The following is a 23,261-nucleotide window of genomic DNA, read 5'->3' as shown; positions in this document are numbered from 1 at the left end:
TGCGTTTTTTGGTTTAGCACATAGCGCTTTTTAGTGACTAAGAAGGCATGGCGTTTTCCATTGGCCGAATCAGCGCCAAACTTTCTTCTGCGAAACCCGTACCCGCTTCGGTGTAGAAGTTGAAGACGTTGTCTATGCCGCTGTTGATGAGGATTTCTCTTTCATCTTGATAACGTGCTATGGCTGCGATTTGGCCTGTGTAGTTGGCTTTACGTAGCTGTATGGCGACATTAGTGGTGTCTTCCGTGGCAGGTAATGCCAACAGAACGAGCTCAATTCTAGATGTGTCCAAACGTTCCCATAAGTCAGCGTCTTCACCGTCCCCGTAGAAGACGTTTTCTTGGTCGGCTTGCATTTGGTTAATACGATTGCGATCCGCATCCATACCAGCGACTGTGTCGCCAACCAGACCTTTCAACGACTCAAACGCACCACGTCCGACTCGACCTAAACCCACCACGAGAATGTCGCTGTTTACTGGTTGTACAAAGCGATCTTCTGGTAAACAATCTGCGCTTTCAAAGCGACGAATGACGTCTTTGTTTTTACGATACATGCGGTGCACATTACGGTACAAAATACTGGTAATGACGAAGGAGAAAGACACCGCAAGCGCTAATACGACGAGCCATTCTTTTTCTAACCAGCCGTTTGCCACACTCAGTGCAACGACAATTAAGCCAAATTCACTGTAGTTAGAAAGAATGATCGATGATAAAAATGATGTTCGGCCGCGCAGTTTCATTTTTGTCATTAGTACGAAGAAGAGTGCGAACTTCAATAGAATCACTAAAGTAATGATCAGGCTGATGCCGATCATGCTTAATGTAGGTAATGCGGTGAAGCCGATGGACAAGAAAAAACCAATTAAAAACAAGTCTTTGAAATTCATTAGCGACTTGTTCATTTCGGCAGCTTTAGGGTGAGATGCTAATAAAATACCAACGATCAGCGCGCCTAAATCGCCTTTTACGCCAACCAGATAAAACAGTTCATAACCACCTAGCGCAAGAAATAATCCTGTTAATGGCAGCATTTCCCCGTGACCCGCTTTGTCGACGATTTTATTGATAAGCGGACGAATCAGCAGTAAACCAAATAACCCCAGTGCCCAGATTGAAGGTACTTTGCCTGTGGCTGCGACAAGAAAAACCACAGCGACTATGTCCTGCATAACCAAAATGCCAAGGGACAACTGTCCGTGACGAGTTTTTAATTCACTGCCTTCTTCTAGCAATTTCATTACACAAACAGTACTAGAAAAGCTGAGTGCGAAACCGATAAGCGCGGCGGTTTTAAAATCAAGCACACCAAAATACGGCAGGCTCAAGGTGCCGAGTAATAAAGCAATACCTGCAAATAGGATAGTGCTTATTCCCATATGACTTAATGTCGATGCCCAGACTTCACGTTTTAGAAGGTCTTTAACATGCAGTTTTAAGCCGATGCTAAATAGCATGAGCGTAATGCCGATATTGGCGAGAGAGTCCAATGTGTTGCTTGGTTCTAAGCCTGCATAGTTAAGTAAAAAACCTGCTAACAAGAAACCAATTAATGGCGGTAAATTGATCATCTTGACGGCAAGCCCGCATACAAATGCGAATAAGATCCAAATAAATTCCATAGATTCCTTCTAGTTTATAACGTGTGTAAAGGGGGTATTTATCATACGAAATTTACGTAAGTAGCGCAGCACGTAATGCCGCGAATTCGGTTTTCTTGTTTAATAAAAGTAACATGACAAAAATGGTATGTTAAGAAGCGTTTATTCTATTTGAATGATATGTTCATTTTGCCTACTCTGCATAACAGGTTTTTCAAGACCTGATTGGCTCGAAAAAATAATCATAAAAATAATTCTATGGCCACCTGAAGCTTGTTCCTGACGGTGCTTGCTTGGCCGTAACAGGAGAAGCTAATGAACTATCTAAAAAATGCCATTGCTGGTTTAGTACTAGGTGCCACTGCGCTGAGTTCCGCTAGTGCCTTGGCTGCTAATGGTTATGTTGGTATTGCTATGCCGACTAAGTCTTCCGCTCGCTGGATCACCGATGGTGACTCCATGGTAAAACTCTTCCAAGACGCTGGTTACAAAGTTGATCTGCAATACGCGGAAGATGAAATTCCGAATCAACTTTCTCAAATCGAAAACATGATCGTAAAAGGCGTCGATGTATTGGTCATCGCCGCGATTGATGGAACGACCTTATCTAATGCACTGGAAAACGCTGATGCTGCTGGTATTAAAGTTATCTCCTATGACCGTTTGATTAAAAACAGCCCTTATGTGAGCTACTACGCGACGTTCGATAACTTCAAAGTCGGTGTGTTGCAGGCTAAGTCCTTGGTAAGCGGTATGGAAAAACGTGGTAAAGGTCCTTACAACGTCGAGTTGTTTGGAGGCTCTCCAGACGATAACAACGCTTATTTCTTCTATAACGGCGCCATGTCTGTGCTTCAGCCAATGATTGATTCTGGCAAGGTAAATGTTGTCTCTGGTCAAATGGGCATGGATAAAGTGGGTACCTTACGTTGGGACGGTGCAACTGCTCAAGCGCGTATGGATAACTTGCTGTCTGCCCATTACACAACCAAACGTGTAGATGGCGTATTGTCACCATATGACGGTATTTCTATCGGTATTTTGTCATCACTTAAGGGTGTAGGTTACGGTTCTGGCAATTTGAAAATGCCTATCGTAACGGGTCAAGATGCGGAAGTGCCATCGGTGAAATCCATTATCGCAGGCGAGCAATACTCCACTGTTTTCAAAGACACTCGTGAATTAGCCAATGTGACTGTTGGTATGGTGCAAGCTGTATTAAATGGTGCGAAGCCTGAAATCAATGATACTAAAACCTATGACAACGGTATCAAAGTTGTTCCAAGCTATTTGCTTGAGCCTGTAACCGTTGATAAATCCAACTGGCAAGATGTGTTGCTAGGTAGCGGTTATTACACGAAGTCTCAGGTCGAATAAGCGCACGATGACTGTGCTTACCAATACTTTGTTAAATTTATCCTGATTCAACAATAATAAACCAGCAGAGGCGTTGTTGACCGTGTGTCGATACGGCAAGAACGCGTCTGCTAATGGGATGTTTTATGGAAAATATTATTTTGGAAATGCGCAGCATTACCAAGACGTTTCCTGGAGTTAAAGCCCTCGATGCGGTGAACCTTAAAGTTCGTGCTGGCGAGATTCACGCTTTAGTGGGTGAAAATGGTGCGGGTAAATCGACTCTCATGAAGGTGTTGAGTGGGGTTTATCCATACGGAAGTTACGAAGGCGATATTCTTTTTAATGATGAGACCGTGGCGTTTTCCGGTATTACGGACAGCGAAGAGAAAGGCATCATCATTATTCACCAAGAGCTAGCGCTCGTGCCGCTTTTATCAATCGCAGAGAATCTATTTTTAGGTAACGAGAATGTAGAAGGTGGCGTGATTAATTGGCCAAAAACCTATTCTCGTACGCAAGAATTGTTAGCCAAAGTCGGCTTGAAAGAGTCTCCTTCGACCTTAGTGGGTCAATTGGGAGTGGGTAAGCAGCAACTTATTGAGATTGCCAAAGCCCTTGCCAAAGATGTGAAGTTATTGATTCTGGATGAGCCAACGGCTGCGCTACAAGAGAACGATAGCGCGAAGTTACTTGACCTATTGTTGGAATTTAAAGCTCAGGGTATTTCCTCCATCCTAATTACCCACAAATTAAACGAAATCAGCCGTGTAGCAGACAGCATCACAGTGATTCGTGATGGCGCTTCTGTATCTACTCTAGATTGTCATGCGCAGAGCATCAGTGAAGCAGACATTATTCGCGATATGGTTGGCCGAGATATGGCGAACCGTTACCCAGCAAGGAAGCACCCGACCCAAGAAGGTCATTTAGGCAAAACGCTCATGGAAGTAAGCCGTTGGAATGTGTGGCATCCCGATGCGTTAGATCGTCAGATGATTCATGATATTGAATTCAACGTGCACGCCGGTGAAATTGTCGGGATTGCGGGTTTGATGGGCTCAGGACGAACTGAATTGGCAATGAGTTTGTTTGGTCAGAGTTATGGCAAAAACATCCAAGGCGAAGTGCGTTTACGCGGCGAAATCGCCGATTTATCAACCGTGCCAAAGGCCATAAAAAGTGGTTTGGCGTACGTCACCGAAGACCGTAAAGAGCTGGGTTTGATCCTAGAAGAAACCATCCAGACCAACACTACGTTAGCGAACCTTGATCGTGTGTCTTCAAATGGTGTAATTGACGGAAACATTGAACGTCAGGTGTCAGAGGATTATCGACAAGCGCTCAATATTCGCACTCCTAGCGTCTTTCAAAAGGTGATGAACCTATCAGGCGGTAACCAACAAAAAGTGGTGTTGAGTAAGTGGTTGTATTCGCAGCCAGACGTTTTGATTCTAGACGAGCCAACCCGCGGCATAGATGTGGGGGCTAAGTTCGAAATTTACAGCATCATCAATGAGCTGGCCGATGACGGTAAAGGCGTGGTGATGATTTCTTCAGAGATGCCAGAGTTACTTGGCATGTGTGATCGTATTTACGTGATGAACGAAGGCCGCTTTGTTGGTGAGTTAGACAAAGCTGATGCGAGCCAAGAGAAAATCATGTCAATGATAGTGAAAGCGTAACGGAGCAATAATAATGACAACAAAAGAAACCTCTACAGTGGTCCAATCGGCACCGTCTGTTACCAGCTACTTGAAATCGCATATGCGTGATTACGGTATGTTGATCGCACTGGTTGTGATCATGGGCATGTTTCAGTTTTTGACCGATGGCACCTTGATGCGTCCGGTTAACTTAACCAACTTATTCTTACAAAACAGCTACATCATCATTATGGCGATTGGCATGTTACTGGTCATTGTTGCAGGACATATCGATTTATCGGTTGGCTCTGTAGCAGGCTTCGTTGGGGCATTGGCTGCCGTGATGTCGGTTAACTATGACTTGCCAACGATTGTTGTAGTGCCTGTGTGTCTTGTTGTTGGTTTGATCATTGGTGGTTTACAAGGCTATTGGATTGCCTACTGGAAAATCCCAGCCTTTATCGTCACCTTGGCGGGCATGTTGGTTTTTCGCGGTTTGACTCTTGCTTTGCTGGAAGGTCAGTCAGTGGGACCATTTCCAAAAAGCTTTCAGCTATTAAGTACAGGCTTTATACCGGATGTGTTTGGTGTGGGGCGTCCAAATGTGACTGCATTGGTGTTAGGTGTGTTGGCAGCCAGTGCAATTGTTTTCTTGGCCGCTCGCAGTCGATCTCGTGCCTTGAAATACGGGATTCAAGATGAGCCTTTTTCTTTCTTCATTGTGAAAAATGCTCTAGTTGCTATCGCTATCATTTATTTATCTTATTTATTAAGTACTTACCGTGGTTTGCCAAATGTGTTGATGACTATGGCGGTGTTGATCGCTATTTATACCTTCTTGACTAATAGCACCACAATTGGTCGTCGCATCTACGCTTTGGGTGGCAATGTTAAGGCGGCGAAGCTATCGGGCATTAATACCGAACGCTTAACCTTTTTGACCTTTGCCAACATGGGCATGTTGGCCGCATTGGCAGGTTTGATCTTTGCTGCGCGCTTAAATACAGCGACGCCAAAAGCGGGTTTCGCCATGGAGTTAGATGTTATTGCTGCCGTATTTATCGGTGGCGCTTCCATGTCGGGCGGCGTTGGTAAAATCATCGGTGCGGTGATTGGTGCCTTCATCATGGGCGTAATGAATAACGGGATGTCGATATTGGGTATAGGGATTGATTGGCAGCAGGTTATTAAGGGCTTGGTATTGCTCGCTGCGGTTATCTTCGACGTCTACAACAAACAAAAAGCGCGCTAAGAACGCGGGTTAAGGAGCGATTTATGTTGTTTTTATCTCAAATTAAACAAGGTGGTGTGGTGTGTCGTGAAGGCAGCGAAGCACACCTTGTTCTTCACGCATCGAGTGTTTACGAACTCGCAAAAGAAGCCGTTAAAAATGGCGTGCCGCTGAAGTCTATTATTGAAAAACATGGTTTGGGTGAGTCGGTAAATTTAGCTGAGCTTGCTAAGAACAATCAGCTTGATTGTCCTGTGCGTCACCCAGACCCAGCACACATGTATCTGACTGGTACCGGTTTAACGCATTTAGGTTCCGCTGCAACACGCAATGCCATGCATGCGAAAAGCGAAGAGCTGACCGATTCGATGAAAATTTTCCAAATGGGTGTTGAAGGTGGCAAACCAAAAGACGGTCAAGAAGGTGTTCAGCCTGAATGGTTTTATAAAGGCAATGGTGCTGGCGTGATTGCACCGGGTGACGCTTTGCCTTCACCATCTTTTGCTTTAGATGGCGGTGAAGAACCAGAAATCGCTGGTTTTTACTTAGTTGGCGAAGACGGCAAAGTGCATCGTCTTGGTTACACCTTGGCGAATGAATTCTCTGATCACATTACAGAGCGCCAAAACTATTTGTATCTAGCACACTCAAAATTGCGTCCAGCAGCGTTTGGTCCTGAGTTGCTGGTGGGCGAATTGCCTATGCACATCGATGGTCATTCGCGCATCGAACGTGGCGAGAAAACCTTATGGGAAAAAGGCTTTTTATCCGGTGAAGACAATATGTCGCACACCTTTAAAAACTTAGAACATCATCATTTCAAATATTCGATTTTCCGTCAGCCTGGCGATCTGCATGTTCATATGTTTGGCACAGCGACCTTGTCGTTTGCTGATGGTATTCAAGCACAAGAAGGCGATGTCTTTGAAATTTCCTCTCCGACGTTTGGTTTGCCATTACGCAACGCCTTGGCGAAAGCGGATCAACTCGACACCGAGGTAGCGCCGTTATGAATAAAACAAAGAGCGCCGTTTACCCAGATTTAAAAGATCGCTCAGTCTTTATTTCCGGTGGTGCAACGGGCATTGGTGCAGCGATTGTTGAGGCGTATGCCAAACAAGGCGCAAAAACGGCCTTTGTGGATTTGGATGAAAAAGCCGGTACGGCGCTCGCCAAACGTCTGACCAAAGACGGTTGTGAAGTGCGCTTTGAAGTGTGTGACATCACCAACATTCAAGACTATCAAAGCAAAATCCGCGCTGCGGCAGAGGCGTTTGGGCCAATTTCAGTCTTGATGAACAACGCCGCCAACGACGTACGTCATTCTTTAGAATCGCTGACAGAAGAGCGTTTTGATGAGCTAGTAGGTGTGAATATCAAACACGCTATGTTTGCCGCTCAAGCGGTTGCGCCGATGATGCGTAAATTGGGTGGTGGTTCGATTATCAATTTTGGTTCTGTGGGCTGGATGATGGCAACGGCCGGTTATCCAACTTACGGCACGAGCAAAGCGGCGACCCACGGTTTAACTCGATCCCTTGCTCGTGATTTGGGTAGTTCTGGTATTCGTGTGAATACCTTGGTACCGGGCTGGGTGATGACTGAAAAACAACTGCGCATGTGGGTTGATGACGCGGCAGAAGAAAAAATTAAACAGAGCCAATGCCTAACAGGCAAAGTGCTTCCTGAACATATCGCCAACATGGCGCTGTTTTTAGGGTCCGATGCGGCGGCAATGTGCTCGGCGCAAAACTTTATCGTTGATGGAGGTTGGGTATGAGTGATTCTGAGAAAAATAAGTTCGTACCGAAAACATGGCCCCGCAAATTACGTTCAACCGAATGGTTTGGCGGTACCTCACGTGATCATATTTACCACCGCAGCTGGATGAAAAACCAAGGCTTGCCAGCGGATTTATTTGATGGTCGTCCAGTGATCGGCATTTGTAATACGTGGTCGCAGCTTACACCGTGCAACGCCCATCTTCGTGATCTTGCTGATCGAGTAAAACACGGTATTTATGAGGCGGGTGGTTTGCCACTGGAATTTCCTGTGTTCTCTGTGGGTGAAAGCTCACTGCGTCCGACGGCTATGATGTATCGCAACATGGCAGCGATGGATGTGGAAGAGGCTTTACGAGCCAATCCGCTTGATGGCGTTGTCTTATTGGCAGGTTGTGACAAAACTACTCCAGCGCTGCTTATGGGCGCCTGTAGTGTCGATATTCCATCGATTGTCGTATCTGGTGGCCCGATGTTGAATGGCTACTTCAGAGGCGAGCGCGTGGGATCTGGCACGGCCTTGTGGCAAATGTCGGAAGACATTAAAGCGGGCAAGATGACCCAAGAAGACTTCCTTGAGGCCGAGCAATCTATGTCTCGCTCAGCGGGTTCTTGTAACACCATGGGCACTGCTAGCACCATGGCGTCTATGGCAGAAGCTTTGGGTATGGCGTTATCGGGTAACGCAGCGATTCCAGCGGTAGACAGCCGTCGTCGAGTGATGGCGCACCTTACTGGCCGTCGTATTGTCGACATGGTGAAAGACGATTTGAAACCGTCTGATATTTTGACTCGCCAAGCGTTTGAAAACGCGATTCGCGTCAACGGCGCGATTGGTGGCTCCACCAATGCGGTGATTCATTTATTGGCTATTGCTGGTCGTGTTGGTGTGGATTTAACCCTAGATGATTGGGATAAATTGGGCCAAGAAATCGCCACCATTGTTAACCTGATGCCATCAGGTAAATATTTGATGGAAGAATTTTTCTACGCAGGCGGTTTGCCTGTGGTAATTAAGCATCTGGCAGAAGCTGGAAAACTACATAAAAACGCCATTACCGTGTCTGGTGAATCTATTTGGGAAGAAGTCAAAGAGGTTCGTAATTGGAACCCAGACGTCATTTTGCCAGTGGAAAAAGCACTGACACAAAAAGGCGGTATTGTTGTATTAAAAGGTAACCTTGCGCCACAAGGTGCGGTACTGAAACCTTCTGCGGCATCGGCGCATTTATTGCAACACCGTGGCCGCGCTGTGGTATTCGAAGACATTGATGACTACAAAGCTAAGATCAATGATGAAGCCTTGGATATCGATGAAAACTGCGTCATGGTGCTAAAAAACTGTGGGCCAAAAGGTTATCCAGGTATGGCTGAGGTTGGCAACATGGGCTTGCCACCAAAAGTGTTGCGCAAGGGCATTAAAGACATGGTGCGTATTTCAGATGCGCGTATGTCAGGAACGGCTTATGGCACTGTGGTTTTACATACCACACCAGAAGCGGCTGCTGGTGGCCCATTGGCGGTCATTCAAAATGGCGACATGATTGAGTTAGACGTAGAAAATCGCCGTCTTCATGTGGACATTTCCGATGAAGAAATGGCAACACGTTTAGCGAACTGGAAAAGTCATTTGGAACCACCAAAAAGTGGTTACATCAAATTATTCCATGACCACGTACAAGGTGCCGATACGGGTGCCGATTTTGACTTCCTAAAAGGTTGTCGAGGCGCTGCGGTACCAAAAGATAGCCATTAAATTAAGTTTTTAAGTCTGACCCTGCCTTGTGATGGCAGCACCGCCCCAACGGACATCCCTGTCCGCGAGGGGCGTAACGCCCATCCTTGGGCTTGATGCTCGCCATCGCTAGGCAACTTCAGCGTTTAACTTAATGCATTGAATTTCATTTATTAAAGAGAGGAGTGAGTATGTTAACGGGACAGCATTTTATTGCCGGTAAATGGGTAAAGGGCGACGCAACATTTTCTTCAACGCCTGCTACAGGATCTTCTCATGAATTTGCCGTTGGTCGCGTGTCTGATGTAGACGCAGCGGTAGAAGCCGCCGAAGCGGCGTTTGAAGAATTTGGTTATTCCACTCGTGAAGATCGCGCGGCTTTTCTAAATGCGATTGCTGATGAAATTGATGTGCTAGGCGATCAAATTACAGAGATCGGTGTACAGGAAACAGGTTTGCCAGCAGCACGTTTGCAAGGGGAACGCGGTCGTACAACAGGTCAGCTGCGTTTATTTGCTGAGCGTATTTTATCGGGCGAATACTTGGATCGTCGTTTTGATGAAGCCTTGCCTGATCGCGCACCGTTGCCACGTCCTGATATGTACATGGTACAGCGTCCGATTGGTCCTGTTGCAGTGTTTGGTGCGTCTAACTTTCCGTTGGCGTTTTCAACGGCAGGTGGCGATACGGCGGCGGCTCTCGCGGCGGGTTGTCCAGTTGTGGTGAAAGGGCATTCTGCTCATCCGGGAACAGGCGAGCTTGTTGCTCAAGCAGTTGAAGTGGCGATGAAACGTTGCAAGATGCCAGCGGGTGTTTTCTCCTTGATTCAAGGCGGTAATCGCCAAGTTGGTCAAGCTCTAGTACAGCATCCGCTTATTAAAGCTGTTGGCTTTACTGGCAGCTTGGCGGGTGGTCGTGCCTTGTTTGATTTGTGTGCAGCACGTCCAGAACCAATTCCTTTCTTTGGTGAGCTGGGTTCTGTGAACCCAATGTTTGTGATGCCGGAAGCGGTTAAAAATCGAGCGGCAGAGTTAGGTAAAGGCTGGGCGGGTTCATTGACTATGGGCGCAGGGCAGTTCTGTACTAACCCTGGTATTGCGGTGATGTTGGATAACGCAGATTCAAAAACCATGATTGCAGCGGCGAGTGCAGCTCTATCTGAGATCTCTGCGCAAACCATGCTGACGGATGGCATTGCTGATGCATACCGTTCTGGTGTTGCTGCAATAGAAAAAACAGGTATTGAATCGGTTGTTCGTAACGCAGACACAACAGATAGAACGGCATTGCCAAACTTGTTTACGGTAACGGGTCAAGCATGGCTAGATCACCCAACTCTTCATCAAGAAGTTTTTGGTCCTCTTGGCTTGGTGGTTCTGGCAGAAAGCGTCGAGCAAATGGTCGAGTTGGCTCGTCATTTGGAAGGTCAGCTGACCTGTACCATTCATCTTGATGAAGGCGATCATGCGGCTTGTCAGAAGCTTTTGCCTGTGTTGGAACGCAAAGCGGGCCGCTTGTTGGCGAATGGGTTCCCAACAGGAGTTGAAGTGAACGATACCATGGTACATGGTGGGCCGTATCCTGCGTCGACAAATTTCGGTGCAACCTCAGTCGGCACCTTGTCTATTCGTCGTTTCTTGCGTCCTGTTTGTTATCAAAATATTCCAAAAGCATTGTTACCAAAAGATCTAGCTGGCTAGTTCTTAAGCATTAAATATCCCAAGGCGGGTTATTAAGCGAGTTCGGTTTTGAAAGCAACCGACTCGCTTTTTTTTACTGTTTCGCAAAGGTTAAGAGCGAGTATTTACGTGTTGGTAGGTTTCTGTTCGAGCTCAGCAAGCACCAAGCGCTTAAGTTGACTGGCAAGAGGCGATAATTGGCGACCGCGCATTTGCAATAAATAATAAGGACTCATGATTATTTTTCGGTCTAGTTTGAGCGCTCTTAGATCCGCTCGTACTTTATGACCAATCAGCAAATCGCTGACTTCTCTTGCGATAGGTGCAATGGCATTTGATGACACGAGAATAGCAATTAAGGCGAGCAAAGACGTACTGTTGGTGATGCTTAATGGTAGCTCCGCGCGCTCTTCCATAAAAGCGGCTTCGACCGCTTCGCGTATTGGCGCGCGATGAGATTGCATAACCCATTCAAAGTGAGCCAGATCTTTTATCCTAACAATATCTAAGTTGGCTAATGGATGATCTTTGCGAACCAATAGATTGACCGATTCAGTGCGCGCTGGGTAAATTTCAAATTCGTTGGCATCGTATTGTTTGGGGATTCGCGCGAGGACGAAGTCATTGTGACCAGCAATTAAATCCCGTACCAAAATATCACTGGTATCAACATTGATGTCAATCTCGGCCTTTGGGGCGATGGCACGCAATTGCTGAATAGCAGGAATCACAAAACCGACGGCCGCGCCTGTTACCGCGCCAATAGCGGTGGTTCCACCGCCGCCTTCTTTTAGCTCGTCCACTTCACGGGCAAGATCGCGTAACTCAACCAAGAGGTTGTGCGCCCGACGTGCCACTGCTTGACCAACTAAGGTTGGTTCCATGCCTTTGGCGTGACGAATAAATAAACGTGTACCGATAGTTTGTTCAATTTCACTCAACATGCGTGATGCGGCAGGCTGTGTCATCGCCATTTCATCCGCAGCAATGCCAAGTTGACCATGCTCGGAAATAACCGAAATTAAACGCAGTTGATTGAGTTTTAAATGCTTGGCCAGACCTATGTCCATATCGACCTCTGTTGTTATTTTTAATGAAGATATCTTACTCCAAATAGAAGGTATTTGCGTCTAATAGCAATAATAAAGCCCAAATAAATGGGCTTTATTACCGTTTCTCTTTTACAAGGTGATGATCTTTATTTAAGGCTGAAACTGGCGATTAACGGCGCTTTCAGGGTCAAAACTTCCGACAGGAATATTCTGTGCTTTGGCGGTCCATTTCCATGTGGTGGCGAGTCGCTCTTTGGTAAATGCACCGTAACCATCTTGATCGCTGACGGCGTTATAAACTAAAGATTTAATGGACTTAATTGTGTCCGTTGCTGTGTTAGCATCGACTTCTGGCACCATGTCATGAACGATTTTTCCGCTTTCTTCTGGATGCTCCCAAGTATATTCGATGGCTTTTTTATAAGCTGCAACAAAGCGTTTGGTCACGTCTGGATGTTTATTAATAAAGCGATCAGATGCAATGATAGAAGTGGAGTAAAACTCTAATCCGGCATCGTACCAAGGCAATACGCGCAAGGTTTGGCCAGCACTTTTGGCTTGTTGTTGATAAATTACGGTGTCAGTTACCCATGAAATAACGACGTCTGTGTTACCAGAAAGTAACATTGGGTTTAGAGCACCGGCGTCTGCTTTGACCAATTTTATGCTGTTTGGATCAACGTCATTCACTTCTAACAGCAAGGGTAAAAAGACATTTGAGGAGGTATAAGGCGAGGTGACGATACGTTTACCTGCAACGTCTTTTACGCTGTTAATGTCTGAGTCAGCAGGTACAAAGAAAGCATGGGGAGCTTTGCTAAATACAGAATAAATCGCAGAAACTGGTACATCGTTTTGAGCTTTTGCCATTAACAGTGCGACCAAGTCGGACAAACCTAAATCGGCATTTCCGGTGGCGAGTTTACTAATAGCGTCGGTGGAACCTCGTCCACTTGCTACAGTTACGTCTAAATCAACGTCTTTGAAAAAACCTTTTTTGATGCCAACGTAAACGGGTGCTTTGTCGCCCCCCGGTAGCCAATCAAGCTGAAACTTCACTTCATCAGCAGCGAATACGGTACTGCCATTCAAAGCTGTAAATGCCAGGGCCCCAGCTAGGCATAGATGACGAAATAGCGGTGTTCTTAGTTGGTTGTTCATTGTTTTCTCCATGCTTCATCATAGATTCGGCGTTGCTTTTTTTAAGCAAACCAAACTCAGTCACTGAAACAACCACAAAGAAAACAAGATGAGGAAAGAGCGAGAGGGCTGGGTACACAGTCGAGTAAGATAGAAACGGCTGTCACTTCCCTTTCGACATCCTCTTTGGGTTGTCGACAAGGCAGTGAGCAATGCCCGAACTTGGTTTGTTGGAACCCGACACCAAATTTGACCGCTTCTACTCATTGCGTCACGCAAACTATTTGCGCTACTAATGACTAAGCAACAAGCAGGCCAAATACACTCGTCTATAAATTCAGCAATAATACGGTTGTTAGTGCTCTGTTTTGCACTTGAATTGGGCGTGTTGCAGTCTCGTCGCACCATAAATATGATTAATAGCATGCGAAATATGATGAATGGTTGGTGCTTGCTGTGTGCTCATTGCCGTTGCATAGACTGGTACAAGGTTTGCTTGGTCTAGTTAAATTGTATGTGAATTAAAGAGTAGAAGCGGTTAAGCCTTTTGGCCTGGACATTGCTCTTTCCTAAAAAGGAGAGTGTTATGCCCCAGTATTTAATCCGCCAAGCCAAAGCCGTTGCAGGTTATGAGCTTCCTCAAGATATTCGTATTAAAGATGGCGTGATTGCCGCCATTGCTCCGACGCTAAATCGCGAGCCTGATGACGAGTTAATAGACGCGTCTCACTGTGTGGTTTACCCAGGTTTTGTGAATACTCACCATCATCTTGCTCAATCGATACTAAAAGGCGTTCCTGCTGGTTTGAACCAAGGTTTAGGGGAATGGCTGGCAAGCGTGCCGTATCGATTTTGGCCACAAATTACGCCAGATTTAATGTATATTGCAGCGAAATTAGGCCTGTACGAGCAATTGCGTTCTGGTGTGACGACCTGTGCAGATCATCATTATTTGTACCATGCGAGCACATCACCAGAATTGGAAGACGCTGTTTGGCGAGCTGCTGAAGATTTAGGTATTCGCTTAGTTTTATGTCGTGGTGGCGCAACGGTGCAAGGCAGTCATAAAGGCATGAAAGACAGCGGCATTGTTCCTGAATCATTAGAACTGTCATTAGATCGTCTTGATGCTTCCTACAAACGCTACCATGATGCCAGCCCATTCAGCATGCGACGCTTGGTCGTCGCGCCGACCAGTTTGGTTCACACATCGCCAGCAGAAGACCTACGTCTTTATGCTCAGTGGGCAAAAGAGCGAAACCTGCTGCGCCACTCACATTTATTGGAAGTGTCTTTTGATGAGCAAATGGCGCAACAAAACTTTGGTATGAGCGCCATTGATTACGCCGCCCATTGTGATTGGTTAGGCGACGATGTGTGGTTTGCTCACTTGGTACAAGCGGATGCTCATGCGATTGAATTATTGGCGCAGACCAAGACGCGAATCGCCCATTGCCCCACATCAAACTGCCGACTAGGCAGCGGCATTGCACCGGTTCTTGCAATGGAAAAAGCCGGCATTCCTATTACCCTTGGTGTTGATGGATCGGCATCAAGTGAAAATGCTTCTATGCTACAAGAGTTGAATCTAGCTTGGTTGTTGCATCGTACTCAAGGCGGCCCAGCTGCCACGAATGTGGCGCAAGTGCTTAAATGGGGAACCCAAAACGGCGCGGATCTTTTGGGGCTTAAAACAGGGCAAATAGCCGAAGGTTATGCTGCTGATTTGGTGCTGTATTCCCTTGATGTACCGCGCTTTTCTGGCGTACACAGCCCGTTAGAAACGCCAATCTTATGTGGTGAACCGGCGCTGATTAAACACAGCTTTGTAAACGGTAAGCGAGTGGTTGAAAACGGCCAAGTGCTCGGAGTGGACGAAGCCGAGTTAATTCATGACGTAAAAGCCGCGGTGCTGGAATTATTGGCAAGAGCCCCATCTAATTAATTGCGAGATACTTGAATAGGCGAGTAAACTATTGATCCATTTTATTCGTCATTAAGGAAAGGGATGTCGCTTTTTCATTCATCACAACCTATTGAATCGTCAGTAAAACGCTTGGCCGAAAAAGAATTGGTGGCGTTGTTTGCCTTAATGATGTCGCTGACAGCGTTGAGCATGGACGCCATGTTGCCAGCGTTTCCCAATATTGCTGAGTCATTGGCGATTGTGGATTACCAAAAAACTCAGTGGATTGTTTCGGCAATGATTCTGGGTATGGTGTTTGGTGAGATCGTTTTTGGTCCGTTGTCGGACGCGATAGGTCGTAAAAAAAGTATTTTAATTGGCATCAGTATTTATATTGTAGGCTCTATCATTGCGCTATTGGCGTCGTCCATCGAGGTGTTTTTACTGGGGCGTATTATCCAAGGATTTGGTGTTGCAGGGCCAAAAATTGCGTCTCGCGCCTTGATTCGAGATTTGTACAAGGGCGCGGCTATGGCACGCATTATGTCCTTTGTGATGATGGTATTTATTCTTGTCCCCATGCTTGCGCCTTCATTGGGGCAGTTGGTTATTAAAGTGGCCGATTGGCGCTGGATTTTTGCGTTATTAATGATACAAGCCGCTGTTGCTGGTGGCTGGCTCTTGTTACGTCAACCTGAAACATTATCAAAAGACAACCGTGTCCCATTGAATAGAACGCGTTTAATGAAGGATGTACGTTTTATATTGAGCCGCCGAGATGTGATGGCGTTTACCATTTTGTTAGGTTGTATTTTTGGTGCCTTGATGCTGTACATAAGTACGGCACAGTCTATTTTTCAGGATGTCTATAATACGGGCGACCGTTTTCCTTTGTTTTTTGGCATGCTGGCGATAGGGTCTTCTATTATCAATTTTTCAAACGGCAAAATTGTCCTGCGAGTTGGTATGCTACGCTGTGTGGTTGGCGCGTTAAGTGTGATGTGTTCGACAGCGTTTGTTCTTTTGGTCGTGGCGGTATTTTTCGCTGGCGTACCGCCTTTTGTTTTTTTCATGGTGCTGGGTATGGTGATGTTTTCTTGCCTCGGCATGGTATTCGGCAATGTGAACGCCATGGCAATGGAGCCATTGGGGGCAGTGGCTGGGCTTGGAGCATCACTGATTTCGTCTTTATCAAGCTTGATTGCCATCGTGTTGGCGACCATCGCTGGGCAGTTCTATAACTTTACGGTTATTCCTTTGGCCAGCAGTTTTGCACTTTTTTCTATGCTTGCCTTAGTCATGCTGAGGTATGGATACAATTACAGCCAACGTCATACTGAAGAATAAGGTTTTTCAGCGCATAGTTAGTTTGGTGAAGATGGGTGTCATCCTGTGTTCACCAAAATAGGTTAGAATATAAGCTCAGTTTTTTAGTAAGAGCACACCTATTTCTATGTCATCCCAAATATCCCAATCTGATTCCTTAGCTAAGCAACTTTTTTCCATGACATGGCCGATGATGTTTGGCATTTTGTCGTTGATGAGTTTCCAGCTGGTGGACAGTGCTTTTATCGGACAATTGGGTATTTTGCCCTTAGCTGCACAGGGTTTTACTCTGCCCATTCAGATGGTTGTCATTGGTCTGCAAGTCGGGTTAGGGATCGCAACAACGGCGATTATTTCTCGTGCGTTAGGGGCAGGTAATACGCGTTATGCCAAGCAATTAGGTGGTTTGGTATTAATGATGGGAAGCGTGGGGATTGCTTTATTTAGTGTGATCATTTGGTTCTCACGTCATCCTATTTTGGCGTTATTGAGTGCGCCGGATTCTGTTTATCCTGTTATTGATTCTTACTGGCCTCACTGGTTACTCAGCGCTTGGGTCGGGGCGCTCATCTATTTTTATTACAGCATTTGTCGATCTAATGGTAATACCATGTTGCCAGGTATCATGATGATTGTGACCAGCGTGCTTAACTTGGTGCTGGATCCAATTTTTATCTTCACTTTTGATCTTGGTTTGAATGGCGCCGCGATGGCAACTACGGTGGCGTTTGCTTTAGGTACTTTGATTGTTGCGCCGCAAGTCGCTCGTAAGCATTGGATTACCTTTGATTGGCAAGACTTAAATATCGGCAAAAGCTTGGCATCGATTGGTCATATTATGGGGCCTGCGATGGTCAGTCAGTTGTTGCCGCCTGTGTCTTCTATGTTAGCCACTAAGTTAATTGCTGGGTTTGGTACGGCCGCGGTGGCTTCTTGGGCGCTGGGCTCGCGATTTGAATTTTTCTCCATTGTGGCCGTATTGGCGCTGACTATGTCTATGCCTCCCATGGTAGGGCGATTATTAGGCGAAGGTCGCTTGGATGATGTGCGTTACGTGGTGCGTTTGGCGTGTCGTTTTGTGTTGTCGTTTCAGTTAGTGATCGCCGTCATTACTTTTTTTATCTCGGGCGTATTGGCAAACCTAATGACCAGCGATGAAGACGTCTCGACGATTTTGCATTGGCATTTGATGATAGTGCCGGTGAGCTTAGGTCTACTCGGCATCTGTATGTTGATGGTGTCTATCTCTAACGCCTTAGGAAAATCCTACACAGCTCTAACAATATCGGCATTGCGCTTGTTTGCTTTCTTCTTACCTTGCTTGTGGGTTGGCTCGGAACTCGCTGGACTCAAAGGACTTTTCTTCGGTGTCCTGATTGGCAATATACTTGCCGGTATTTGTGCTTGGTACATGTATCGAAGAGCGCTTGAGCAGGTGGAGAAAACGCTCAGGAAGGCCTAATACCGCAATATCGTCCAATCTTTTATCGTCTTTCTTCGCTAGTCTATTACTATGGTTTAGGCTAGTTTCGGGAGGTTGTTATGTCAGTAGAAAATCGTTTTCAGTTTGCAAAAAGCGCTGTGCTTGATGAAGTCATGTTGCTGGAAGCTTCTATGAGCGATTTTTCCTATGGCACTCATGCCCATGAGGAGTTTTCTTTCGGCGTAACTTTATCGGGTCGTCAGGATTTCTTCGCTTTAGGTGAACACCACAAAAGTCATGCTGGCAATGTGATTGTGTTTAATCCAGAAGACGCTCACGACGGTCATTCTGGTGCTGACGATCCGCTTCATTACAAAATGCTTTATGTTCATCCTGACCAATTAAGTCCTATGCTTGAGAGTGCTGGCGTTCGCCGAGCACGAGACTTTCGTATCGAACATCCAGTGCAAAACGATAGTGTGCTCAAAACACATATTTTACGTTTGGCGGCTTTAGTGGAAAGTTCGTCAACGTCTGCATTGGAATACTCGTCTGCCTTGTTTGAATTTGCTGAATATTTGGCACGTCAAAAAGGCATCCAAATAGAAGCTAAGCCGCGATTGAAAGATCCTATCTTTGAGCGAGTTCGTGATTATCTACATGCTCATGTAGGGGAAGAAGTGTCTCTCGATGACTTAAGTCAAGTGGCGCATATGTCTAAGTATCATTTATTGCGCTGCTTCCGTGGTTATTTCGGTATGACGCCTCATCAATATTGGCAAAATTATCGTATTAACCGCGCCAAAGAAGCGCTTGAATTGGGTATGCCGTTGGCTGATGTGGCGTTTACCTTTGGCTTCACGGATCTGAGTTACTTTAACCGGCGATTCAAACCCATGTTTGGGCTCACTCCTTATCAATTTAGGCGTACTTTGCTGCGTACCTAGCTGCAACACTCGCTCTAGCTCTCACACTTTTTCCATATTTTGTTTTAATCAAATATCCATTTGAGGGATTCCTATGCTTGAAATACTCATCTATGCCTTTGGCGTTATGTACAGTCCTGGCCCTGCTAATATGCTAGCGCTTTTTGCGGGTGTGAATGGTCAGGGTTGGCGTGCTTTTTTGTATTGTGTGGGCGTAGGGCTTGCCATGTTGATCTTGTTCTTACTTATTGGCTATGTAGGTGGCGAAATCATTCCCAAAGAATACCAATCGGTTATTGCCATATTGGGAGGAATTTATATCGCCTATCTTGGTGGGAAAATCCTGCAAGCGAGCTTTCAGTCTGCAACGATGAAGGCTAAAAATACAGAGGTGAGTTTTAAAACAGGGCTGATATTACAGCTTTGTAATCCTAAAGCTTTAGTCGCAATCGTGCCTATTGTCACTGTGCAATTTCCTCGAGAGCAGATTGCAGATGGGCAAATTGCTGTATGGTCATTTGGGCTGGCTGTCATGGCTTGCGGGGCGCCGAGCGTTTATTTAGCAGCCGGTTCCTGTCTTAAAAAAGCCGCGATGAACCCCAAGGTAATGGCGTGGGTTAACCGTGTGATGGCGCTATTGCTATTCTATGTTGCCTATCGATTTATTGTTAATCCGTAAAACACACAGAATGTGTGAAAAATGACAATACAGATTGTCTGTATTGAATTCTGTGTGCCTTTTTAATGATCTGTCTGCGTCTGTTTGGCTGGTATTAAGCCATCTATCATTGCTCACTCAGACAGTTTATTTGATTAGGGGATTGGTATGATCATTATTGCGTTACTTAAGCATTTTTCTAGTTGTTTTGAGCGTTATAAGACGCGTAAAAAACTCAGCGCGCTGTCTCATGATTTACGCAAAGACCTTGGCATCATGCAAGACAGCTTTGAGGCCGAAGTTGGCAAAGGTAATGTGTTTACTCTGATCAAAGAGTTGATTGCTGCTCCTCAGTTAGCAGCTGCAAAAAAGAACAGCGCTGAGGGGGAGTAGGAGACTCCTTGCTCTCAAAAAAAAAGAGCAAGGAGTTTTTTGTTTAGTCCTCAAACGTGCCTTTGATTTGAGTTATCGCACCTCTTACATGGCAAACGCCTTTAGCAAAGGTGTGTTGTATGTCGAGGTTTTCATCAAGGATCAAAAAGTCAGCGTCCTTTCCTAACGATATTTCTCCTTTGTCATTTGCCAATCCTAGGCATTGAGCTGGTGCTTGAGTGAAAGGAATAACCGCGTCAGTGATCGACATATTTTCGACCTGAATCATTTCTTTTAGCTGATGGAGTAAAGAGCCAAATCCCGCCACTTTTAGACCAATAAGCTCGCGTTTTTCATTGAATATTGGCACAGAGCCATTACCGTCTGAGCTAATGCAAACTCGGCTAGTATCAATGTTTTGTGTTTTACAGCGAGTGAGGAACGTGGATACTTTAACGCTGCCTGTCGCACCTTTGTCTGGGTTGATGCCAGCGGTCAAATCAACAAAACCACCTTGCTTCAACCACTCCATACCTTGCTCTGCCAGTAATTCGGTGCGATTGACGTGAGTCGGGATGAACTGAGAAACTGGAATGTCAGACTGTTCTACTACCTCAAACAGCGGTCCAAAGCCTTTCTGGGAATTGCCAAGATGTACGACAACGCGACCACACTTTCCAGAAATAAGACCCGCAACGCGGGCTTCTGAAGCCATGCGAGATAGTTCTTCGATTGTTGGTTGTGAAGATCGATGGTCGGAAAGGGCGGTTTTTAAGCCAATGACTCTGTCGATAAAAACAATATCTCGCTGAATTGATTGAGTAATTGTTTCGGTTGGAACCTTGTAGCCGCCAGTAAACATATAGGCGCTTACACCTTCGGTAGTCAGGGCTTTTGTTTTAGCGTACAGGCTTTCATTGTGGCGCGTTGCACTGTCAGTTCCTAATAAACCAACAACCGTGGTAATGCCTGCTCGTGTTAAATGACTGAGTAGCACTTCGGGCGTACGAGTGTGATAGCCGCCTTCGCCACCGCCACCGATTAAGTGTACATGACCATCGACAAAACCAGGGATGAGTGTTTGTTCTTGTGCATCAATAATATCGATATCAGCGATGCCTGTGATATCAATCTTGCTTTCTATCTTTAAAATTTTGCCCGCAGCGATCAAAATATCTTTGATACCAAGTGCCTCAGGTGCATACACATTTGCATTTTTGACGAGAGTGAACATATATAAAACCATAATGGATACATTTTGTTGGTATTTTTATATCAAATGGGTACATTAATCAAGTTGCAATCGTCTGTATTTCTCTTGTCTACAGTCGCAGATATAACGACTCTATGTTAAAATCTTGTTCATATTTTATGCGGTTTTATTCAGAAACTTCATTAATCTCAATTAGATAGGCTTTCATGAGCGAAAATAACAAACAAAAAGCAGTACTGTCGGTTACGGAAGACATACGAGCTAAGATCTTGGATGGTACTTATCCTGAAGGAATGGCACTTTCGCAAGTGGATATTGCCAGCACTTATCAAGTTAGCCGCACGCCAGTGCGCGAAGCTTTGCAGATACTAGCAGGAGAAGAGCTGGTTGAGATTCGTGACACAGGCAGGGCAACGGTTACAACAATTTCCCCGGAAAGTTTCCTTGAAAAATGTGAGCTTAGAGCTTTAATTGAAGTAAAATTGCTAGAATTATCGATTCCTTTAATGGGCACTGAAGATATTGCAAAAGCCCGTGAAATCAATGAAAGTCTGAAAAAATGCGCACCTGAAGAGTGGACGCCATTGAACTATCTGTTCCATGAAGTCTTATATAAACCAGCCAATCGTCCTTTGATGCAAAATGTGATCAAAGACCTACATCATCGCCATTATGCGCGCTTAAAGTCTTTTATTTTGAGTCACCGTAATACGCCGCGCTCATTGCGCGAACACGATGAATTGATAGATCGGTGTGAACGGCAAGACATAGAAGGCGCTTGTTACGCGCTGGAAAGCCATATCATGATGAGTGCTTATGCACTGGCCGAACAGTTAAAAGCACAGCAATTAAAACGTCGTCAAACCGCTTCACTTTAAACCTTCCAGTATCAACTACATGTATTTTCTCAATGGCCTTTGCAATAGTCTTCTTAGGGATTTTCTTTAGGAAGGCATTGTTATTCATCTACCAAACTCCTTGTGCCAATACTCCTTATTTGGGTTTACCCTTATCTTATTTTGAGTCAAGTGTGTTCTAAATTTTGTAATTAACTTGAATTTATGTATCCATTTATTCATTATTGACTCTTAATATGTATCCAAAGTATTCTTTATTCGTCACATCGGAACTCAATATAGGATTACAACAATGAAAAAACTAATTGCGACTGCGATCATTGGTGCTGGGGTTTTATCCGCTAGTGCTTCTGTTTACGCAGCGGACAAGCTAGAAGAAGTAAAAGCACGTGGTGTTATGAAGTGCGGTATCCATCCTGGTAAAGCGGGTTTTTCAACGCCTGATACAAAAGGTAATTGGACTGGATTGGATGTTGAGCTTTGTAAAGCTGTTGCTGCGGCTGTATTTGGCGATGCCTCTAAAGTTGAGTTCATTACAATGAACTCGCGTAACCGTTTGACGGCTTTAGTGACAGACGAAATTGATATGTTGGCGCGTTCTACCACTTTCACCGCAACGCGTGATGGCTTGAATGGTGTTGATGTCACTACACCTTGGTTCTATGACGGCCAAGCCTTGATGGTTAAAAAAGAATTGGGTGTGAACTCGATTGAAGAATTAGACGGCGCGACTATTTGTACTTACCCAGGTACGACGAGCGAGAAAAACATTAACGACTACTTTGAGTCGCGTGGTTTAAGTTATAAAGCACTCATCGTAGAGGGTAGCGCAGAATCTACAGCGGCTTATCTAGCGAATCGTTGTGATGCTGTGACCAATGATGCTTCTGCACTGGCGGCTGATCGCCAAGGTATGCCAGACCCATCAGCAAACGTCATTCTACCTGAGCGTATTTCCAAAGAACCACTTGGTGCTTATGTAAAACAAGGCAATGATGAATGGCGTCAAGTAGTGACTTGGACGGCTATGGCATTGATTGAAGCCGAAGAAATGGGCATTACTCAAGGCAATATAGACGAAAAACTAAAAAGCACAAAACCTGATGTTATGCGCTTACTTGGCACTGAAGGTAGTTTAGGTAAGAACTTTGGCTTGGATGATAAATGGGCTTACAACGCCATTAAGGCTGTGGGTAACTACGGCGAAATCTTTGATCGTAACTTAGGTAAGGATTCCGCGCTTAAGTTCGATCGCGGCTTAAATAACCTTTATACCAAAGGCGGTCTGTTATACGCCTACCCGTTCCGTTAATCATAATCTTAGCCAGTTTACCCTTAGGTAAGCTGGCTTTTCATT

General features: G+C 45.4%; 19 protein-coding genes. 15 read left to right on the top strand and 4 right to left on the bottom strand.

Annotated elements, in window-relative coordinates; genetic code table 11:
- Positions 1–37: 37 nt before the first annotated feature.
- Positions 38–1,624 (bottom strand): cation:proton antiporter domain-containing protein, encoded by a 1,587-nt coding sequence (locus tag CYL31_RS19520; protein ID WP_212916803.1) that lies wholly within the window; start codon positions 1,622–1,624, stop codon positions 38–40.
- A gap of 294 nt (positions 1,625–1,918) precedes the next feature.
- Here CYL31_RS19520 and chvE point away from each other — a divergent pair, with 294 nt between their 5' ends.
- The 7 genes from chvE (at position 1,919) to CYL31_RS19485 (ending at position 11,052) form a co-directional block, all read left to right on the top strand.
- Positions 1,919–2,980 carry a multiple monosaccharide ABC transporter substrate-binding protein gene (chvE, locus tag CYL31_RS19515; RefSeq protein ID WP_212916802.1) on the top strand — a complete coding sequence of 354 codons (1,062 nt, stop codon included), beginning with the start codon at positions 1,919–1,921 and terminating at the stop codon, positions 2,978–2,980.
- Between the two features lie 125 nt (positions 2,981–3,105).
- Positions 3,106–4,644, top strand: coding sequence for a multiple monosaccharide ABC transporter ATP-binding protein (gene mmsA / locus CYL31_RS19510; RefSeq protein ID WP_212916801.1), 1,539 nt, complete (start codon positions 3,106–3,108; stop codon positions 4,642–4,644).
- A gap of 13 nt (positions 4,645–4,657) precedes the next feature.
- Entirely contained in the window at positions 4,658–5,857 is a 1,200-nt protein-coding gene (gene mmsB / locus CYL31_RS19505; protein WP_212916800.1) for a multiple monosaccharide ABC transporter permease, read from the top strand.
- A 23-nt stretch (positions 5,858–5,880) separates the two neighbouring features.
- Positions 5,881–6,849, top strand: a complete 969-nt coding sequence (gene araD1, locus CYL31_RS19500; RefSeq protein WP_212916799.1) for an AraD1 family protein — start codon at positions 5,881–5,883, stop codon at positions 6,847–6,849.
- The gene (locus CYL31_RS19495; protein ID WP_212916798.1) at positions 6,846–7,616 is read left to right on the top strand and encodes an SDR family NAD(P)-dependent oxidoreductase; all 771 of its coding nucleotides are present in this window, start codon (positions 6,846–6,848) and stop codon (positions 7,614–7,616) included. The genes araD1 and CYL31_RS19495 overlap by 4 nt, the downstream gene beginning before the upstream one ends.
- Entirely contained in the window at positions 7,613–9,373 is a 1,761-nt protein-coding gene (gene araD, locus CYL31_RS19490; RefSeq protein WP_212916797.1) for an L-arabinonate dehydratase, read from the top strand. The genes CYL31_RS19495 and araD overlap by 4 nt, the downstream gene beginning before the upstream one ends.
- A gap of 170 nt (positions 9,374–9,543) precedes the next feature.
- Positions 9,544–11,052: an aldehyde dehydrogenase (NADP(+)) gene (locus CYL31_RS19485; protein WP_212916796.1), complete on the top strand. Its 1,509-nt coding sequence runs from the start codon at positions 9,544–9,546 to the stop codon at positions 11,050–11,052.
- Between the two features lie 104 nt (positions 11,053–11,156).
- Here CYL31_RS19485 and CYL31_RS19480 read toward each other — a convergent pair whose 3' ends face one another.
- Positions 11,157–12,101 carry a LysR family transcriptional regulator gene (locus CYL31_RS19480; RefSeq protein ID WP_212916795.1) on the bottom strand — a complete coding sequence of 315 codons (945 nt, stop codon included), beginning with the start codon at positions 12,099–12,101 and terminating at the stop codon, positions 11,157–11,159.
- Between the two features lie 132 nt (positions 12,102–12,233).
- On the bottom strand, positions 12,234–13,244 hold the full coding sequence (locus tag CYL31_RS19475; protein WP_212916794.1) for an ABC transporter substrate-binding protein: 1,011 nt from the start codon (positions 13,242–13,244) through the stop codon (positions 12,234–12,236).
- A gap of 565 nt (positions 13,245–13,809) precedes the next feature.
- Between CYL31_RS19475 and CYL31_RS19470 the strand changes: the two genes are divergently transcribed.
- The 6 genes from CYL31_RS19470 to CYL31_RS19445 all read left to right on the top strand — a co-directional run bounded on the left by CYL31_RS19470 (position 13,810) and on the right by CYL31_RS19445 (position 19,855).
- Positions 13,810–15,168 (top strand): amidohydrolase family protein, encoded by a 1,359-nt coding sequence (locus CYL31_RS19470; protein ID WP_212916793.1) that lies wholly within the window; start codon positions 13,810–13,812, stop codon positions 15,166–15,168.
- Between the two features lie 63 nt (positions 15,169–15,231).
- Positions 15,232–16,476, top strand: coding sequence for a multidrug effflux MFS transporter (locus CYL31_RS19465; RefSeq protein ID WP_212916792.1), 1,245 nt, complete (start codon positions 15,232–15,234; stop codon positions 16,474–16,476).
- A 106-nt stretch (positions 16,477–16,582) separates the two neighbouring features.
- On the top strand, positions 16,583–17,917 hold the full coding sequence (locus CYL31_RS19460; RefSeq protein ID WP_212916791.1) for an MATE family efflux transporter: 1,335 nt from the start codon (positions 16,583–16,585) through the stop codon (positions 17,915–17,917).
- Between the two features lie 80 nt (positions 17,918–17,997).
- A complete protein-coding gene (locus tag CYL31_RS19455; protein ID WP_212916790.1) occupies positions 17,998–18,825 on the top strand; it encodes an AraC family transcriptional regulator in 828 nt (275 codons plus the stop codon).
- A 73-nt stretch (positions 18,826–18,898) separates the two neighbouring features.
- Positions 18,899–19,483, top strand: coding sequence for a LysE family translocator (locus CYL31_RS19450; RefSeq protein WP_212916789.1), 585 nt, complete (start codon positions 18,899–18,901; stop codon positions 19,481–19,483).
- Between the two features lie 147 nt (positions 19,484–19,630).
- Entirely contained in the window at positions 19,631–19,855 is a 225-nt protein-coding gene (locus CYL31_RS19445; protein WP_212916788.1) for a DUF1127 domain-containing protein, read from the top strand.
- A gap of 43 nt (positions 19,856–19,898) precedes the next feature.
- Here the strand turns inward: CYL31_RS19445 and iadA are convergent, their stop codons facing one another.
- Positions 19,899–21,068, bottom strand: a complete 1,170-nt coding sequence (gene iadA, locus CYL31_RS19440; RefSeq protein WP_249411634.1) for a beta-aspartyl-peptidase — start codon at positions 21,066–21,068, stop codon at positions 19,899–19,901.
- Between the two features lie 185 nt (positions 21,069–21,253).
- Here iadA and CYL31_RS19435 point away from each other — a divergent pair, with 185 nt between their 5' ends.
- Complete coding sequence (locus tag CYL31_RS19435) at positions 21,254–21,925, top strand: GntR family transcriptional regulator (RefSeq protein WP_212916786.1); 672 nt, start codon at positions 21,254–21,256, stop codon at positions 21,923–21,925.
- Between the two features lie 271 nt (positions 21,926–22,196).
- A complete protein-coding gene (locus tag CYL31_RS19430) occupies positions 22,197–23,216 on the top strand; it encodes an amino acid ABC transporter substrate-binding protein (RefSeq protein ID WP_212916785.1) in 1,020 nt (339 codons plus the stop codon).
- Positions 23,217–23,261 lie beyond the last annotated feature (45 nt).

Origin of the sequence: Marinomonas sp. A3A (assembly GCF_018336955.1) — a bacterium.
In the GTDB taxonomy this organism is placed as follows: Bacteria; Pseudomonadota; Gammaproteobacteria; order Pseudomonadales; family Marinomonadaceae; genus Marinomonas; species Marinomonas lutimaris.
The sequence above is the reverse complement of the archived record's forward strand: the minus strand, read 5'-3'. Positions and strand labels throughout refer to the sequence as shown.

What these genes read in the sequence shown, in the direction of transcription:
- CYL31_RS19430 (WP_212916785.1), top strand. Translation starts at nt 22,197, where the DNA reads ATGAAAAAACTAATTGCGACTGCGATCATTGGTGCTGGGGTTTTATCC.
- CYL31_RS19480 (WP_212916795.1), bottom strand. Translation starts at nt 12,101, where the DNA reads ATGGACATAGGTCTGGCCAAGCATTTAAAACTCAATCAACTGCGTTTA.
- CYL31_RS19435 (WP_212916786.1), top strand. Translation starts at nt 21,254, where the DNA reads ATGAGCGAAAATAACAAACAAAAAGCAGTACTGTCGGTTACGGAAGAC.
- CYL31_RS19460 (WP_212916791.1), top strand. Translation starts at nt 16,583, where the DNA reads ATGTCATCCCAAATATCCCAATCTGATTCCTTAGCTAAGCAACTTTTT.
- CYL31_RS19465 (WP_212916792.1), top strand. Translation starts at nt 15,232, where the DNA reads ATGTCGCTTTTTCATTCATCACAACCTATTGAATCGTCAGTAAAACGC.
- CYL31_RS19475 (WP_212916794.1), bottom strand. Translation starts at nt 13,244, where the DNA reads ATGAACAACCAACTAAGAACACCGCTATTTCGTCATCTATGCCTAGCT.
- CYL31_RS19495 (WP_212916798.1), top strand. Translation starts at nt 6,846, where the DNA reads ATGAATAAAACAAAGAGCGCCGTTTACCCAGATTTAAAAGATCGCTCA.
- araD1 (WP_212916799.1), top strand. Translation starts at nt 5,881, where the DNA reads ATGTTGTTTTTATCTCAAATTAAACAAGGTGGTGTGGTGTGTCGTGAA.
- CYL31_RS19455 (WP_212916790.1), top strand. Translation starts at nt 17,998, where the DNA reads ATGTCAGTAGAAAATCGTTTTCAGTTTGCAAAAAGCGCTGTGCTTGAT.
- CYL31_RS19470 (WP_212916793.1), top strand. Translation starts at nt 13,810, where the DNA reads ATGCCCCAGTATTTAATCCGCCAAGCCAAAGCCGTTGCAGGTTATGAG.
- chvE (WP_212916802.1), top strand. Translation starts at nt 1,919, where the DNA reads ATGAACTATCTAAAAAATGCCATTGCTGGTTTAGTACTAGGTGCCACT.
- CYL31_RS19520 (WP_212916803.1), bottom strand. Translation starts at nt 1,624, where the DNA reads ATGGAATTTATTTGGATCTTATTCGCATTTGTATGCGGGCTTGCCGTC.
- mmsB (WP_212916800.1), top strand. Translation starts at nt 4,658, where the DNA reads ATGACAACAAAAGAAACCTCTACAGTGGTCCAATCGGCACCGTCTGTT.
- CYL31_RS19450 (WP_212916789.1), top strand. Translation starts at nt 18,899, where the DNA reads ATGCTTGAAATACTCATCTATGCCTTTGGCGTTATGTACAGTCCTGGC.
- araD (WP_212916797.1), top strand. Translation starts at nt 7,613, where the DNA reads ATGAGTGATTCTGAGAAAAATAAGTTCGTACCGAAAACATGGCCCCGC.
- iadA (WP_249411634.1), bottom strand. Translation starts at nt 21,068, where the DNA reads ATGTTCACTCTCGTCAAAAATGCAAATGTGTATGCACCTGAGGCACTT.
- CYL31_RS19445 (WP_212916788.1), top strand. Translation starts at nt 19,631, where the DNA reads ATGATCATTATTGCGTTACTTAAGCATTTTTCTAGTTGTTTTGAGCGT.
- CYL31_RS19485 (WP_212916796.1), top strand. Translation starts at nt 9,544, where the DNA reads ATGTTAACGGGACAGCATTTTATTGCCGGTAAATGGGTAAAGGGCGAC.
- mmsA (WP_212916801.1), top strand. Translation starts at nt 3,106, where the DNA reads ATGGAAAATATTATTTTGGAAATGCGCAGCATTACCAAGACGTTTCCT.